The following is a 14,528-nucleotide window of genomic DNA, read 5'->3' on the forward strand; positions in this document are numbered from 1 at the left end:
TAGTGAAAAAATCGCCAGAAAATGCGCTCCGCTGGCAACCTGTTTTTCCAACTGTTATTGTGGTGGGATTAAACGGTGTCACCACCGTCCGGAAAAAACAGGAGTTGTAAGCATGTTTACTGGTATTGTGCAGGGCACCGCCAAGGTGGTGTCCATTGATGAAAAACCTAATTTTCGTACTCATGTTGTAGAGCTGCCGGAATATATGCTTGATGGCATTGAAACCGGCGCCTCGGTTGCCCATAACGGCTGCTGCCTGACCGTCACCGAAATTAATGGCAACCAGATTAGCTTTGATTTAATGAAAGAGACGCTGCGTATTACCAACCTGGGCGAGCTGGTGGTGGGGGACACCGTCAACGTTGAGCGGGCGGCGAAGTTCAGCGATGAGATTGGCGGCCATCTGATGTCCGGGCATATCATGACCACCGCCGAAGTGGCGAAAATCGTGACGTCGGAAAATAACCGTCAAATCTGGTTTAAAGTGCAGGATCCTTCATTAATGAAATACATCCTCTATAAAGGATTTATTGGCATTGATGGGATTAGTCTGACGGTTGGAGAAGTGACGCCAACCCGTTTTTGCGTGCATTTAATTCCCGAGACGCTGCAGCGCACCACGCTGGGTTCGAAAAAACTGGGGCATCGCGTGAATATCGAAATCGATCCGCAAACCCAGGCGGTTGTCGATATCGTTGAGCGCGTGCTGGCCGCAAAAGAAGCCGCAATAATTAACGCTGTAGAAGAAGAATAAAAAATAACCCCGGCTGTCCGGGGTTATTTTTTTAGCGTGCGACCCGCAATCCGTGTTCAATCCCACGGCTGAAAACAACCTGCCAGAGCTGAATATCGCGCGCGCGAAACGCCCCCGCGCAGGCGTTCAGATAATAGCTAAACATCCGCTTGAATCGTTCAGAATAGTTGTCCGCAATTTCAGGCCAGGCTTCCTGAAAACGTGCATGCCATGCCATTAACGTGGTGTCATAATCCGCTCCGAAGTTATGCCAGTCTTCCATCACAAAATGGGATTCGCTGGCGTTGGCAATCTGGCGAACGGACGGTAAACAGCCATTCGGAAAGATGTATTTGTTGATCCACGGGTCGACGTTATTGTCGGTCCGCTTAGAGCCGATGGTGTGCAGCAGGAAGATGCCTTCCGGTGTCAGATTACGGTCAACCACCTCGAAATAGGTGTCGTAGTTTTTCGGCCCGACGTGCTCAAACATGCCCACGGAAACGATGCGGTCAAACTGTTCGTTCAGGTCACGGTAATCCTGCAGCCGGATATCAACATCCAGCCCCTGGCAGCGCGCCTGCGCCATTTTTTGCTGTTCAGCGGAAATGGTGACGCCGACCACGCTGACGCCGTAGTGCTTCGCCATAAAATAGGCCAGCCCGCCCCAGCCGCAGCCGATATCCAGCACGCGCATGCCGGGCTGAAGCTGCAATTTCTCGCTAATCAGGCGCAGCTTGGCCTGCTGAGCCTCTTCAAGCGTCGACGCCTCTTTCCAGTAGGCGCAGGAGTATTGCATGAAGGGGTCCAGCATGCGGCTGAACAGATCGTTGCCGAGATCGTAATGCTCTTTGCCGACGATCCAGGCGCGTTTTTTACTTTGCAGGTTAAACAGACGGGCAGAGGCGACACGCAGGGTGTCTTTTAGATTGCGGGGGAGCTGTTTTTCCAGACCGGCACGCAGCACGCTGGCGAAAAAAGTATCCAGCCGTTCGCATTCCCACCAGCCGTCCATATAGCTTTCTCCCAGGCCTAACGAACCTTCCCGCAACACGCGTTTGAAAAAATCGGGATGTTTAACCTGAGGATCGGAGGGGGATGAGCCATTAATTGTAATGCCCGCACGTCCCAACAGTTCACTGACGATCCGGGACCAGTTATCGTCCGGAACGCTGACTTCTTCTATACACGATGAACTCATAGCTTCTCCATCACCCTACTGTGATCAGAACCTTAAAACAGCGTAGACGCTTTTTTTGGTTTGTGAGAAATCTCACGGTAAATACCGCGAGGCTAGTATCCGACGTAGAACAGAGGAAGGGAGATAACCCTTGCCGAAATGCCTTCCATGGTAAAACGGGAGCGCTCCGGCTCCCGTTAACACTTAATATTTATCGTATTTAATCGAGCCAAATTTAGTATAGGCCTCAAAATTTGGTGATTCAATAGAAAATTCTTAGCAACCTAATCACTGAAAATTAACATAGTTTCTGGCGCGATTAGGCATGCGAGGTTTCCACCTGCGTGCTCTTATCCTGCGCGCGCTGCGCGGCGGCCTGCATGCGATAACCCAACGCCGCCAGCGCGACGGTAACCAGCATCACGCTGGTCGTCGTCAGCAGCGGCGTGGCAATCAGCGCGGAGACCACCAGGCTTGCGAGGAAGCACAGCCCCAGCTGCAGGGTGTTCTGCAGCGCAGCCGCGCGGCCTGTCGCCTGCGGGAACGGACGCAGCGCCTGCGCCACAACGATAGGGTAAATCGCCCCGTTCGCGATGGCCATCACGCAGAATGGAATCAATATTTCGGCCAGACCTGCGCCCGGAATAAAGCCAACGGCCCAGGTGCCGATGACGCTCAGCGCATAGAGCACCAGCAGCCACGGCAGCATCTGCTGACCTTCCCATTTTTGCAGCGCCGCGCGACAGCCGTAACCGCCCACCAGGAACGCGATGGTCTGCGGAACGTAGCTCAGGCCGATGGCCGCAGGGCTGTAGCCCATATCGTGCAGAATGAACGGCGAACCTGTGAGCCACGCGAAGAAGCTCGCCGAGCAGGCGGCATAGATCAGAACGTTGCCGCGATACGCCTTAGCGCTCAGCAGGGAGGTGAAGGTAATCGGCTTCGCGTCTGCGTGCGCCTCTTTTTTATGCGCGGGCTTGAGGGCGAACGCCGGCAGCATCAGCACCAGCGTAATGGCAAACAGCGTGGCGAAGATGGCCTGCCAGTCGAAATGCGCGAGGATCCAGCTGCCCAGCAGCGGGGCGAGGGCCGGTGAGAGCCCCACCAGCGGCATAATGGTGGCGAAAATACGGTTTGTGCGGTTCGCCGGGTAGTAGTCGGTGACCAGCGCCTGCCAGGTCACGGCCGCGGCACAGACGCCGACCGCCTGAACAAACCGCAGCACCAGCAGCCAGGTGGCATCGCGCACCCATAGCATCCCCAGGCAGCCCACGGCAAAAATGGCCAGCCCCAGCAGCAACACCGGTTTACGCCCAAAGCGATCCGAGAGCGGTCCCCAGAGCAGCTGCGCGAAGGCAAAACCGGCGAGGAACAAACTCAGGCTGGCGCTGATGGCGGCGGCAGGGGTTTGCAAATCTTCCTGCATGGCGGCGAAAGCCGGCAGGTACATATCGGTGGCCAAAAAGCCCAGCACGCTTAAGCCGCCGAGCCAGACTAAAAAACCTTTCCTGGGTTGCACTGTTTTATTCTCCTGAGGAGGCAGGTATACGTTGGCGCTGAGTGTAGGGAGTGCAAAGCCGCTTGTGAAACGCTAATATTTGGCGGGTGCATTCAAATTTTTTGCAGGCAGAAAATGTGGTCAGATTATTCTCTTGAAGTGGTCGATGCTGTCGCGCGTAACGGCAGCTTTAGCGGGGCGGCGCAGGAGTTGCACCGCGTCCCTTCGGCCATCAGCTATACGGTGCGACAGCTTGAGGAGTGGCTGGCGGTTCCGCTGTTTGAACGGCGGCATCGTGATGTGGAATTAACGCCCGCAGGGGCGTGGTTTTTGAAGGAAGGGCGTTCTGTTATCAAAAAAATGCAGATCACCCGCGAGCAGTGCCAGCAGATCGCGAACGGCTGGCGGGGACACCTTTCCATCGCGGTGGATAACATCGTTAAGCCCGAGCGTACCCGGCAGATGATTGTCGATTTCTACCGTCATTTTTCTGACGTCGAGCTGCGCGTCTCGCAGGAGGTATTCAACGGCGTCTGGGATGCGCTGGCGGACGGCAGGGCAGAGATGGCGATTGGTGCGACCCAGGCGATCCCGGTCGGTGGACGTTACGCCTTTCGCGATATGGGCATGCTGAGCTGGAAATGCGTGGTGGCAAGCGATCATCCGCTGGCGAAGATGGAAGGGCCGCTGAGCGACGATACGCTGCGCAGCTGGCCGTCGCTGGTGCTGGAGGATACCTCCCGCTCGCTGCCTAAGCGTATTACCTGGCTTTTAGATAACCAGCGGCGGGTGGTGGCCCCTGACTGGGAATCGTCGGCGACGTGCCTCAGCGCCGGGCTCTGCGTTGCGATGGTGCCCGTTCATTTTGCGCGTCCGCGCATCGACACCGGCGAGTGGGTTGAGCTGACGCTGGAGAACCCGTTCCCGGATGCGGCCTGCTGCCTCACCTGGCAACAAAATGATGTCTCGCCCGCCATGGCCTGGCTTCTGGAATATCTGGGGGACAGCGAAACGCTTAACCGGGAGTGGCTGCGGGAGCCAGACTGACTGGCTCCGCAATGAGATTAACGACGATAGTCGCGGAACGGACCATCCGCAACGGAACGGCGTTCGATGAGGCGAGGGTGAACTTCAATGGACTGCGACTCTTCACGCTTGTTGACGATCCTGTCCAGCAGCATATTGAAGGCGGTTTCACCCAGCGAATCTTTCGGCTGGTGAATGGTGGTCAGCGCTGGCGTGAAGAAGCGCGCGTTGCGCACGTTGTCATACCCGATCACGGAAATATCCTGCGGGACGCGCAGGCCCAGCTCGTCGGCAGCGCAGAGCGCGCCCATTGCCATGATGTCCCCCCCGCAGAAGACGGCGGTTGGACGGTGCGGCTGAGAGACGATCTGCTGCATCGCGCGGTAGCCTGATTCCGGCTCGAAGTCACCCTGCACGATCCAGTTTTCCGGCACGGTAATCAGCGCTTCTTCCATCGCTTTCATAAAGCCGGCCAGGCGGCCCGCGCCGGTGTTGCGTTCCAGCGGACCCGGGATCACGCCAATCTCGCGGTGGCCGCGTTCGATCAGATAACGGCCCGCCATATAACCGCCTTCGAAGGCGTTATCGATAACCGAATCGGTGAAATCCGCGCGCGCTTCGCCCCAGTCCATCACCACCATAGGGATATGGCGATACTCTTCCAGCATCGACAGCACGGATTCCGGGTACTCAGAGCACATCACCAGCAGGCCATCCACGCGCTTTTGCGCCATCATCGACAGGTAGGCGCGCTGTTTTTCAATGCTGTTCCAGGCGTTGCCGAGAATCAGGGTATAGCCTTTCTGGAAGCAGTTTTTCTCTACCGCTTCAATGATCTCGGCAAAATAGGCCGCTTCGCTGCTGGTCGCCAGCAGACCAATAGACTTGGTGTGGTTAACCTTGAGGCTGCGCGCAACCGCGCTCGGGGAGTAGTGCAGCTCTTTAATTGCTGCCCAGACGGCGTTGCGCGTCTCTTCCGCCACAAAGCGGGTTTTGTTAATTACATGTGATACGGTTGTAGTGGAAACGTTTGCGCGTTTTGCTACGTCTTTAATTGTTGCCATTAAATGTCACTCCAGACCATATCCTAAGCTCCTGAAAAACTTGAAGGTAAACGTTTGCCTTCTCTCACCCTTATCACGCAATTTTGGATTGCGGCACGCCAGGAAAACGACACGGGACGTCAGGAGGGGGTCAATGGCCGGTACGCTAATAAATTTAGCGTGGAATTTTGGCCTATCTTGATGAAAAGGGGAAGAGGTAAAGTGTTTATCAGCTTAAATCATGGAAGATTTTTGACGTAAACTGTGCAAAAATGAGCAAGCTCACTTTTCGTGGGGGGATTAAAAGGAGAAAAATTGATGAGTTCCGATCTGAAGTTTTCGCTGTTCACCACCGTTATTGTGCTGGCGCTGATTGTGGCGGCTGGCCTGACGGCTGCGCTGCACTGATTTACGCGGGGGGAGAGCCTTCTCCCTCCCGAACGTCCCGATTGTTACTTCCCTGGCAAAAATCTTTTGCCATTTTGTTAACTTCTCATTTTTTGTGATTGATGTCATGCTTTCCGCTTCTTTGTTCTGTGTCACTACATGACACGGCATCCGGAGTTGACGCATGAAAATCAATTTTCCCCTGCTGGCCCTGGCGATTGGCGCTTTTGGGATTGGCACCACTGAATTCTCCCCGATGGGGTTACTGCCTGTCATCGCCCGGGGCGTGGACGTCTCGATCCCGGCCGCCGGGATGTTAATCAGCGCCTACGCCATCGGCGTGATGGTGGGGGCGCCGCTGATGACGCTTCTGCTTTCGCACCGCGCGCGCCGCAATGCGCTGATTTTCCTGATGGCGATTTTCACCCTGGGCAACGTGCTTTCGGCCATTTCGCCGGACTACACTACCCTGATGCTGTCGCGCATTCTGACCAGCCTCAACCACGGCGCGTTCTTTGGGCTGGGATCGGTCGTGGCCGCAAGCGTGGTGCCAAAACACAAGCAGGCAAGCGCCGTGGCGACCATGTTTATGGGGCTGACGATTGCCAACATCGGCGGCGTACCGGCGGCGACCTGGCTGGGTGAAGCGATCGGCTGGCGTATGTCTTTCCTGGCAACGGCCGGGCTGGGCGTGGTCGCGATGGTGGCGTTGTTCTTCTCCCTGCCGAAAGGCAGCGCCGGAGAACGTCCGGAAGTGCGTAAAGAGCTGGCGGTGCTGATGCGCCCGCAGGTACTCTCCGCGCTGCTCACCACGGTGCTGGGGGCAGGGGCGATGTTCACTCTCTACACCTACATTTCACCGGTGCTGCACGATATTACTCACGCAACGCCTCTCTTCGTTACCGCGATGCTGGTGCTGATTGGCGTCGGCTTCTCGATTGGCAACTATCTCGGCGGAAAATTTGCCGACCGTTCCGTGAGCGGCACGCTGAAGGGCTTTTTAACCCTGCTGATTGTCATTATGGTCGCCATCCCGTGGCTGGCGCGGAATGAGTTCGGCGCGGCGATTGCGATGGTCGTCTGGGGAGCCGCTACCTTTGCCGTGGTGCCGCCGCTGCAGATGCGCGTGATGCGCGTCGCCCATGAGGCCCCGGGCCTCTCGTCTTCCGTGAATATCGGGGCGTTCAATCTCGGCAATGCGCTGGGTGCTGCCGCCGGAGGCGCCGTGATTTCAGGCGGTCTGGGGTACAGTTTTGTGCCGGTGATGGGGGCGATTATTGCCGCGCTTGGCCTGCTGCTGGTAATGATGTCCGGCCGTAAACAGCCAGAAGCGGTTTGCACGGCTGAATAAGCAAAAACGCAGAAGGGTTGCCCCTTCTGCGTGTCTCTTACGCGGCGAAGTTCTTCGCGACAAAGTCCCAGTTAACCAGAGCCCAGAAGTGCTCCAGATAGTTCGGGCGCGCGTTGCGGTAATCAATGTAGTAAGCATGCTCCCACACGTCCACGGTCATCAGCGGCGTAGCGCTGGTGGTCAGCGGGGTGCCCGCGTTAGACGTGGATACGATAGCCAGTTTGCCATCCGCCTCTTTTACCAGCCACGTCCAGCCAGAACCGAAGTTCTTGATGGCTGCATCGGTAAACTTCGCTTTAAACTCCGCAAAGCTGCCAAAGGCGGCGTTGATGGCGGCTGCCAGTTCACCGGCAGGTTCGCCGCCGGCATTCGGCGCCAGGCAGTGCCAGTAGAAAGTGTGGTTCCACACCTGAGCCGCGTTGTTAAAAACGCCACCCTCTGAGCTGCGAACGATCTCTTCCAGCGTTTTGCCTTCAAAACCGGTGCCCTTGATGAGGTTGTTCAGGTTAGTGACGTACGTCTGATGATGCTTGCCGTAGTGATATTCCAGGGTTTCCGCAGAAATGTGCGGTGCCAGGGCGTCTTTTGCATACGGTAGTGCAGGTAATTCGAACGACATTGCTTCTCTCCTTATTGTATTTTGTGTTGCCAATAACCCTACAGACAACAAGGACAGGATAGCAAATTGAAAGGGTATGCAAAAGAGGAACTTACCCTGCCGCCGATGCGGCAGGGCAGGGATTAACGAATGGTTTTTGGCGTCATGACGCGACGCGCGCCAACGTAATGACGTACCCAGTAATCTTCGCTGAGCGAGGTGATCTGAATGTCCTGACCGCTGCGCGGAGACTGGATGAATTTCCCGTTGCCGACATAGACGCCCACGTGGTCAGCCGTACCGCGACCCTGCGTGCGGAAGAAGACCAGATCGCCGTTTTCCAGCTCACCCCGGTTAACCGGCGACGCATCGCGCAGGTGATACATCTCATTGGCGGTACGTGGAATACGGAATTTAACCAGATCTTTATAGGCGTAATAGACGAGGCCGCTGCAGTCGAAACCGGTACGCGGTGAGCTTCCGCCCCAGCGATAAGGTTTGCCAATCTGCCCCATCAGTTTATTCATCGCGGTTTTTTGCGCTTTTTGCACACGCACTTTATGCACGTCCGCCAGCTTCGTTACCTTCGTGCATTTTGCTTTATGGCCTTTGCGGGTAATGCACTTTTCTGTAATGAGGTTAGCGGCGGTCTGCGAAGCTTTATTTTTGGCGGTGCGGGTAGTGCGGGAAGATTTTGTTTTCGTTTTGCTGGAAGCGGTTTGTTTAGTCTGAGCGGTGGTTTTTTTCTTGACGTTCTTCGTGGTGGTTTTTTTCTTACGTTCTGTGGCTTTTACCAGATGGCTTTTTTGTACAGCAGATTGCCGCGCCTGCTGAGAGGCGTTTGCCGCTGGCGTTAACGTGAGTGATGTAAACAGTAAAGCACAGAGCGTGATCGAGATTTTAGTTATCCGCGCCACTGGGCAGTCCCCTGATATATGCAGGTCATCAATAATACCCGCGTGTGATTTACAAAGCCCGTCGATTCTAATCCATAAAAACCCGATAAGTTAATAGCATTTTTCAATCTAAAAACGTGTTTCGTTAGCAAGTGCAAAAAAATTCATCGTTCTGTCGCACAATTGTTCACTCCCTAAGCAAAACCCTGACGGGCGAAGGGGTAAACGTCATTTGCAATGCAACTTTTGTGGAGTCGGGGTAAAATATATAAACGTGACGAAAATGTTATTTTCCGATGCCAGCCTGACCCGCTACAATGTCAGACTACTGCCGTAACAGAAGTTAAAGGAAGCAAGACATGAGCACCACTATTGAAAAAATCCAGCGCCAGATCGCTGAAAACCCGATTCTGCTGTATATGAAAGGTTCTCCGAAGCTGCCAAGCTGCGGCTTCTCCGCGCAAGCGGTTCAGGCGCTGTCGGCCTGTGGTGAGCGTTTTGCTTACGTTGATATCCTGCAGAACCCGGACATCCGCGCTGAGCTGCCAAAATACGCTAACTGGCCGACCTTCCCGCAGCTGTGGGTAGACGGCGAGCTGGTGGGCGGCTGCGATATCCTGATTGAGATGTATCAGCGTGGCGAACTGCAGCAGCTGATCAAAGAGACGGCGGCGAAGTACAAAACCGAAGAGCCGGACGCTGAGTAATTATCTGCGTTAATAAAAAAGCGACCTGATAAGGTCGCTTTTTTTATTCTTCACTGTCGCCCATCGGCAGCGGCCAGCCTCCCAGACGCTTCCAGCGGTTGACGATCTCACAGAACAGCTCCGCGGTGCGCTCCGTGTCGTATAAGGCGGAGTGCGCCTGGGTGCCGTCAAACGGTATACCCGCCGTAATGCAGGCTTTGGATAAAACCGTTTGTCCCAGCGCCAGGCCGCTCAGCGCGGCGGTGTCGAAGGTCACGAACGGGTGGAAAGGGTTGCGTTTGAGCGACGCGCGTTCGGCTGCGGCCATGGTAAAGCTGTGATCGAAGGTGGCGTTATGGGCTACCATGATGGCGCGGCTGCAGTTGCTCTCTTTCATGCCTTTACGCACCATTTTAAAAATGGCGTGCAGCGCATCATATTCACTGACTGCCCCACGCAGCGGGTTATGCGGATCGATACCGTTAAACGCCAGCGCCTCCGGCTGTAAGTTTGCCCCTTCGAAAGGTTCAACGTGGAAATGCAGCGTGGTGTCCGGTGTAAGCCAGCCCTGTTCATCCATCTTCAGCGTGATGGCGGCAATTTCGAGCAGCGCATCGGTTTTAGCGTTAAATCCGGCTGTTTCAACATCAATGACAACGGGATAAAAACCACGAAAACGGTCGCACAGACCGCTAAATTGAGCGTTATCGGACATCAGGGTCTCTTACAAGGGGAAAAAGCAGTGCGCATTATGGCAAATTTTGCAGGGTGATGCAGTAAAACTACGGGCGCATGTTGCGCCCTGAGGGATCAGTTGCCCAGACCGCGACCCGCGTCTTTGGCTTCAATCAGCTCGATCTTGTAACCGTCCGGATCTTCCACAAACGCAATCACGGTGGTGCCGCCTTTTACCGGGCCGGCTTCGCGCGTGACGTTACCGCCGTTGCTGCGGATGCGTTCACACGCTTCGGCAGCGTTGTCCACTTCCAGCGCGATATGGCCGTAAGCCGTACCCAGCTCATAGCTGTCCACGCCCCAGTTGTAGGTCAGTTCGATGACCGCTTCATCCGTTTCCGGGCCGTAGCCCACGAACGCCAGCGAGTATTTGTATTCCGGGTTTTCGCTGGTGCGCAGCAGCTTCATGCCCAGGACGTTAGTGTAGAAATCGATAGAACGTTGCAGATCGCCAACGCGCAGCATGGTGTGAAGTAGGCGCATAATTTCCTCATTAACCAATGGAGTAGAGTATCTTTTTGAACAGAAACGATGTTTTATTATAGCGGCGAAGTGTCGCCGCTATCAATGAACAATGGCGAGATTACAGAGAAGGGTAGTCGGTGTAGCCTTCCGCGCCTCCGCCGTAGAAGCTCTCAGGACGCTGCGGGTTCAGGGCCGCTTTCTGCTGCAGACGCGCAACCAGATCCGGGTTGGCGATATAGTCGCGGCCAAACGCCACGGCGTCGATCAGCCCTTTATTAATCAGGTCTTCGGCTTTCTCCGGAGTATAAGCACCCGCACCGATGATCACCCCGTGGAAGCGCTCGCGTACTTTCTGACGGAAGGCTTCCGTATAAGGCTTACCGCCTGCCCAGTCCGGCTCGGACATGTGCAGATAGGCAATGCCGCGTTTCGCCAGCTCTTCAATCAGATACAGCGCGTCCGCTTCTTCATTCGGACCGTTGTCGACGTTCTGGAACGTACCGATTGGGGAGACGCGGATACCGATACGGTCTGGGCTCCACTCCTTGCATACGGCGTCAACCACTTCCAGCACCAGGCGGGCGCGGTTTTCGACGCTGCCGCCGTACTGGTCGGTGCGATGGTTAGACGACGGTGACAGGAACTGGTGCAGCAGGTAACCGTGCGCGGAGTGCAGCTCAACCAGGTCAAAACCGGCTTCGCGGGCGTTGGCCACGGCCTGACGGAAATCGTTCACGATACCCGGGATCTCGTCCAGCTCCAGCGCGCGTGGCGTAGAGGTGTCGACGCGGATCGCGTTGCCGTTTTCATCGCGCAGGGAGGTGCGGGTGTTCGCGTTCAGGGCAGACGCTGAAACCGGCGCCTGACCGCCAGGCTGAATGCTGCTGTGGGAGATACGACCGGTATGCCACAGCTGGACCGCAATGCGGCCGTCTTCAGCGTGAACGCCCGCGGTGATTTTCTGCCATGCGGCGATCTGCTCCGGGCTGTGCAGCCCCGGCGCACCCGCATATCCTTTGGCCTGAGCAGAAATCTGCGTGGCTTCGGTGATGATCAGGCCAGAGCTGGCGCGCTGACGATAGTATTCACCCATCAGTGGGGTTGGGATATCACCCGGCTCAATGCTGCGCAGACGGGTAAGCGGAGCCATAAACACGCGGTTTGGCGCGGTGACGGCACCCACTTTTAAGGGGGTAAATAATTTTTCAGCTGACATAACGACTCCTGAGTAGACCAGTCGACTAGTAATAACGGAAATAAAAACGCCTGCTAAGCGCCAGGCGCAGTAATCGTACTTTTCACATGCGCCAGCGCGCTTTCGAGCGGCACGGCACTGCGAGAAATTTTAGCCTGCAGGTTGGCGCCTAACCAGAGGGAGTAGAGCACCTGAGCCTGCGTTAAGGGATCGCCGGGGAAGGCGAGCGTATTTTCTTCGCGCCCCTTCGCCAGCGCCTGCGCCAGCAGGGCGATAACGCCGCTGGCGCCTTTATCCATTGCCGTGCGCATATCTTCTGAGAGATCGCACACTTCGGCAGAGAGTTTAACCGTCAGGCATCCGCTGATAATGCCCTGCTGACAGAACTGGTTCAGCGTTTCCTGATAGTAGTTCAGAACACGATCCCGATAGTTACCTTCCCCCGTGGCGAAGTGGGTTGCGAGGCGCTGGTGGTAAGCAGCATAGTGCCGCTCCAGCATCGCCACGCCAAAAGCCTCTTTGGACCGGAAGTAGTGATAGAACGACCCCTTCGGTACCTCAGCGGTTTTTAATAGCTCGCTCAACCCCATACCGGTGAAGCCGCGGTGCATGCACAGCCGCTCGCCGGTCGCCAGGAGATGTTCGCGGGTATCGTGTTCAGTATTTCTGCTCATGGATTCACTCTAATAGACCGTTCGGTCTAATGCAAGCGCTGTTACCGGCGACACGCGTTCAGAATGTCCAGCTGTTGCTGATAAACGCTTGATTTAACGTCCATCATGCCCAGCACCGTTGAGAATAAATTGTCCTGCGAAACCGCATTTTTTGCTGCGTGGTCGCGTAAACACTGCTCGTTGATGCCGAAGTTTTTCGCATAGTCCGGGGAGAGCCAGAACATAAACGGAATGTGCGTCTGCTGCTCCGGCGCCAGCATGTACGGCGTGCCGTGCAGATAAATACCGCTTTCACCGAGCGATTCCCCGTGATCCGAGAGGTAGATCAGCGCGGTGTTCATGTTCGCCTGTCGGGCCTTCAGCGCGTCAATGGTTTTGCTGACCATGCTGTCGGTATACAGGATGGTATTGTCATAGGTGTTCATCAGCGCCTGATGATCGCAATCCTGAATTTCGTTGGTGTCGCAGGTGGGGGTGAATTTACGGAAATTATCCGGGTAACGGCGGTAGTACGCCGGACCGTGGCTGCCCATCAGGTGGATAACCAGCACCGTGTCCTGCTTCAGACCGTCCAGCACGTTGTCCAGGCGGTAGAAGTTTACGTCATCAATACAGGACTGGTCTTTGCAGAACTGGTCCAGCTTCCACTGCGTCATGTCGGTATGGGGAATACGATCGCAGGCGCCTTTACAGCCGCCGTCGTTGTCGCGCCACAGGAGGTTGAAACCCGCATGCTTGAGCACGTCGAGCAGCCCTTCCTGATGGTGCGCCAGATCGGCATCGTATTTGCTGCGCGTCATGCCGGAGAACATGCAGGGCACGGAAACGGCGGTTTCAGTCCCGCACGAGGAGGCCTGGGGGAAGTTAATCACATCCTGCTTTTTCAGCTCGGGGTTGGTTTCACGCCCGTAGCCATTGAGTGAGTAGTTCGCCGCGCGCGACGCTTCGCCGATGACCAGCACCAGAACGGTTTTCTTCTGCTGACCCGTAATCAGCGCGCCTTTGTGCGCATCTTCGCCAATCCGCACCAGCGTTTGATCGCCGGCAAACCAGCGCATCTTGCTGTATTTCACCACGGCGCTGACGTAGTTCGCCGGGGTGACCATTTTGACGATGCTTTTATTATTGCGGAACAGCGACGCGTAATCTTTATAAAACACCGCGGCGATAAGAATAATCACCAACAGGGCACCGAGCATCGCGGCAACGCGCGTCAGCAGGGCGTACCACCATTTGCCGGTACGAATGCGGGTCAGCGCCAGCACCAGGGATGGAACAAGACCGGTTATGACAATCCACAGAATCATCTGCGGGGTCACCAGCGCGGTGGCTTCCTGGGAGTTAGTTTCGAACACGTTCACAATCATGTTCTGATCGATGACCGCGCCGAAGGTAAACATAAAATACGTTGCCGCAGCGCACCCGACAGTTAATACGATCAGCAGCGGCTTACGGATATACGGGATATTGAGCAGGCTAAAAACTATCACCCAGCCACAAAACAGCACCACCGGCACGGATGCGGCGAAGAGAATGTCGTGCAGATGAGCAGGAGCAATAATGGCCCAGCTGCGCTGAATAAACAGCCCGTTTAGCAGCGTGAAGAAGAGTGCACAGCCCAAAGTGAATTTAATATCGTTACACTGTAACTTTTTACTTAACCACATCGATCGGTAAACCTGTCATTGTCATGATGTGGCGAGTATAGAGAGGGAAGATTAGTGAAACCTTAATGCCACAAAACTGTGGTAAAGCCCTTGCACGCGGCGCTTTTAGCGTCTTCACTGTAGGTGAGAGCGGTTAACCGGAGGTGAGTGTGGCAGAGCAGCTGGAGTTTTTCCCCATCCAGAGCCCGTGCCGGGGGATTTGTCAGTCAGATGAACGCGGTTATTGCCGCGGGTGCATGCGTACCCGTGACGAGCGTTTTAACTGGCAAAGCTTCAGCGACACGCAAAAGCAGGAGGTGTTACGCCTCTGCAGACAGCGGCTTCTGCGCAAAATCCGCGCAAACAAAGCCGCTGAGACCGAAGAACCCCAGCAACCTTCACTGTTTTAATGCGG

16 protein-coding genes are annotated in these 14,528 nt (G+C 55.6%); 6 read left to right on the forward strand and 10 right to left on the reverse strand.

Annotated elements, in window-relative coordinates:
* Positions 1-112 precede the first annotated feature (112 nt).
* On the forward strand, positions 113-754 hold the full coding sequence (locus USG84_RS04005) for a riboflavin synthase subunit alpha (protein ID WP_320738167.1): 642 nt from the start codon (positions 113-115) through the stop codon (positions 752-754).
* Between the two features lie 31 nt (positions 755-785).
* On the opposite strand, the gene cfa is transcribed toward USG84_RS04005, so the two are convergent.
* Together cfa and punC are read right to left on the reverse strand one after the other, a co-directional pair.
* A complete protein-coding gene (cfa, locus tag USG84_RS04010) occupies positions 786-1,934 on the reverse strand; it encodes a cyclopropane fatty acyl phospholipid synthase (protein WP_253541698.1) in 1,149 nt (382 codons plus the stop codon).
* 298 nt (positions 1,935-2,232) lie between these two features.
* The gene (gene punC, locus USG84_RS04015) at positions 2,233-3,432 is read right to left on the reverse strand and encodes a purine nucleoside transporter PunC (protein WP_151413256.1); all 1,200 of its coding nucleotides are present in this window, start codon (positions 3,430-3,432) and stop codon (positions 2,233-2,235) included.
* Between the two features lie 114 nt (positions 3,433-3,546).
* Here punC and punR point away from each other — a divergent pair, with 114 nt between their 5' ends.
* Complete coding sequence (gene punR / locus USG84_RS04020; protein WP_253541701.1) at positions 3,547-4,458, forward strand: DNA-binding transcriptional activator PunR; 912 nt, start codon at positions 3,547-3,549, stop codon at positions 4,456-4,458.
* A 17-nt stretch (positions 4,459-4,475) separates the two neighbouring features.
* On the opposite strand, the gene purR is transcribed toward punR, so the two are convergent.
* Positions 4,476-5,501 (reverse strand): HTH-type transcriptional repressor PurR, encoded by a 1,026-nt coding sequence (purR, locus tag USG84_RS04025; RefSeq protein ID WP_008500597.1) that lies wholly within the window; start codon positions 5,499-5,501, stop codon positions 4,476-4,478.
* A 297-nt stretch (positions 5,502-5,798) separates the two neighbouring features.
* On the opposite strand from purR, the gene USG84_RS04030 reads away from it, so the two are divergent.
* Together USG84_RS04030 and USG84_RS04035 are read left to right on the forward strand one after the other, a co-directional pair.
* Positions 5,799-5,888: a YnhF family membrane protein gene (locus USG84_RS04030; RefSeq protein WP_020688313.1), complete on the forward strand. Its 90-nt coding sequence runs from the start codon at positions 5,799-5,801 to the stop codon at positions 5,886-5,888.
* Positions 5,889-6,051: 163 nt separating this feature from the next.
* Positions 6,052-7,218 carry an MFS transporter gene (locus USG84_RS04035; protein ID WP_151413258.1) on the forward strand — a complete coding sequence of 389 codons (1,167 nt, stop codon included), beginning with the start codon at positions 6,052-6,054 and terminating at the stop codon, positions 7,216-7,218.
* A 37-nt stretch (positions 7,219-7,255) separates the two neighbouring features.
* Here the strand turns inward: USG84_RS04035 and sodB are convergent, their stop codons facing one another.
* Together sodB and USG84_RS04045 are read right to left on the reverse strand one after the other, a co-directional pair.
* The gene (gene sodB, locus USG84_RS04040; RefSeq protein WP_061098434.1) at positions 7,256-7,837 is read right to left on the reverse strand and encodes a superoxide dismutase [Fe]; all 582 of its coding nucleotides are present in this window, start codon (positions 7,835-7,837) and stop codon (positions 7,256-7,258) included.
* Positions 7,838-7,959: 122 nt separating this feature from the next.
* Complete coding sequence (locus tag USG84_RS04045) at positions 7,960-8,733, reverse strand: C40 family peptidase (protein ID WP_253541704.1); 774 nt, start codon at positions 8,731-8,733, stop codon at positions 7,960-7,962.
* 338 nt (positions 8,734-9,071) lie between these two features.
* Between USG84_RS04045 and grxD the strand changes: the two genes are divergently transcribed.
* Positions 9,072-9,419 carry a monothiol glutaredoxin 4 gene (gene grxD / locus USG84_RS04050; RefSeq protein WP_003832760.1) on the forward strand — a complete coding sequence of 116 codons (348 nt, stop codon included), beginning with the start codon at positions 9,072-9,074 and terminating at the stop codon, positions 9,417-9,419.
* A 43-nt stretch (positions 9,420-9,462) separates the two neighbouring features.
* Here grxD and rnt read toward each other — a convergent pair whose 3' ends face one another.
* The 5 genes from rnt to eptA form a co-directional block, all read right to left on the reverse strand.
* Positions 9,463-10,113, reverse strand: coding sequence for a ribonuclease T (gene rnt, locus USG84_RS04055; protein WP_061098432.1), 651 nt, complete (start codon positions 10,111-10,113; stop codon positions 9,463-9,465).
* 95 nt (positions 10,114-10,208) lie between these two features.
* Positions 10,209-10,616 carry a lactoylglutathione lyase gene (gloA, locus tag USG84_RS04060; RefSeq protein ID WP_013096923.1) on the reverse strand — a complete coding sequence of 136 codons (408 nt, stop codon included), beginning with the start codon at positions 10,614-10,616 and terminating at the stop codon, positions 10,209-10,211.
* Positions 10,617-10,716: 100 nt separating this feature from the next.
* Entirely contained in the window at positions 10,717-11,814 is a 1,098-nt protein-coding gene (locus tag USG84_RS04065; protein WP_151413259.1) for an alkene reductase, read from the reverse strand.
* Positions 11,815-11,867: 53 nt separating this feature from the next.
* Positions 11,868-12,467: a TetR/AcrR family transcriptional regulator gene (locus USG84_RS04070; protein WP_059355233.1), complete on the reverse strand. Its 600-nt coding sequence runs from the start codon at positions 12,465-12,467 to the stop codon at positions 11,868-11,870.
* Between the two features lie 41 nt (positions 12,468-12,508).
* A complete protein-coding gene (gene eptA / locus USG84_RS04075) occupies positions 12,509-14,134 on the reverse strand; it encodes a phosphoethanolamine transferase EptA (protein ID WP_320738168.1) in 1,626 nt (541 codons plus the stop codon).
* Between the two features lie 149 nt (positions 14,135-14,283).
* Between eptA and USG84_RS04080 the strand changes: the two genes are divergently transcribed.
* Positions 14,284-14,523, forward strand: a complete 240-nt coding sequence (locus tag USG84_RS04080) for a DUF1289 domain-containing protein (RefSeq protein WP_061098428.1) — start codon at positions 14,284-14,286, stop codon at positions 14,521-14,523.
* Positions 14,524-14,528 lie beyond the last annotated feature (5 nt).

The sequence above is a fragment of the Enterobacter sp. 168J2 genome, from assembly GCF_034107265.1.
Classification (GTDB): domain Bacteria; phylum Pseudomonadota; class Gammaproteobacteria; order Enterobacterales; family Enterobacteriaceae; genus Enterobacter; species Enterobacter nematophilus.

What these genes read in the sequence shown, in the direction of transcription:
- USG84_RS04005 (WP_320738167.1), top strand. Translation starts at nt 113, where the DNA reads ATGTTTACTGGTATTGTGCAGGGCACCGCCAAGGTGGTGTCCATTGAT.
- cfa (WP_253541698.1), bottom strand. Translation starts at nt 1,934, where the DNA reads ATGAGTTCATCGTGTATAGAAGAAGTCAGCGTTCCGGACGATAACTGG.
- punR (WP_253541701.1), top strand. Translation starts at nt 3,547, where the DNA reads ATGTGGTCAGATTATTCTCTTGAAGTGGTCGATGCTGTCGCGCGTAAC.
- purR (WP_008500597.1), bottom strand. Translation starts at nt 5,501, where the DNA reads ATGGCAACAATTAAAGACGTAGCAAAACGCGCAAACGTTTCCACTACA.
- USG84_RS04030 (WP_020688313.1), top strand. Translation starts at nt 5,799, where the DNA reads ATGAGTTCCGATCTGAAGTTTTCGCTGTTCACCACCGTTATTGTGCTG.
- USG84_RS04035 (WP_151413258.1), top strand. Translation starts at nt 6,052, where the DNA reads ATGAAAATCAATTTTCCCCTGCTGGCCCTGGCGATTGGCGCTTTTGGG.
- sodB (WP_061098434.1), bottom strand. Translation starts at nt 7,837, where the DNA reads ATGTCGTTCGAATTACCTGCACTACCGTATGCAAAAGACGCCCTGGCA.
- grxD (WP_003832760.1), top strand. Translation starts at nt 9,072, where the DNA reads ATGAGCACCACTATTGAAAAAATCCAGCGCCAGATCGCTGAAAACCCG.
- rnt (WP_061098432.1), bottom strand. Translation starts at nt 10,113, where the DNA reads ATGTCCGATAACGCTCAATTTAGCGGTCTGTGCGACCGTTTTCGTGGT.
- gloA (WP_013096923.1), bottom strand. Translation starts at nt 10,616, where the DNA reads ATGCGCCTACTTCACACCATGCTGCGCGTTGGCGATCTGCAACGTTCT.
- USG84_RS04065 (WP_151413259.1), bottom strand. Translation starts at nt 11,814, where the DNA reads ATGTCAGCTGAAAAATTATTTACCCCCTTAAAAGTGGGTGCCGTCACC.
- USG84_RS04070 (WP_059355233.1), bottom strand. Translation starts at nt 12,467, where the DNA reads ATGAGCAGAAATACTGAACACGATACCCGCGAACATCTCCTGGCGACC.
- eptA (WP_320738168.1), bottom strand. Translation starts at nt 14,134, where the DNA reads ATGTGGTTAAGTAAAAAGTTACAGTGTAACGATATTAAATTCACTTTG.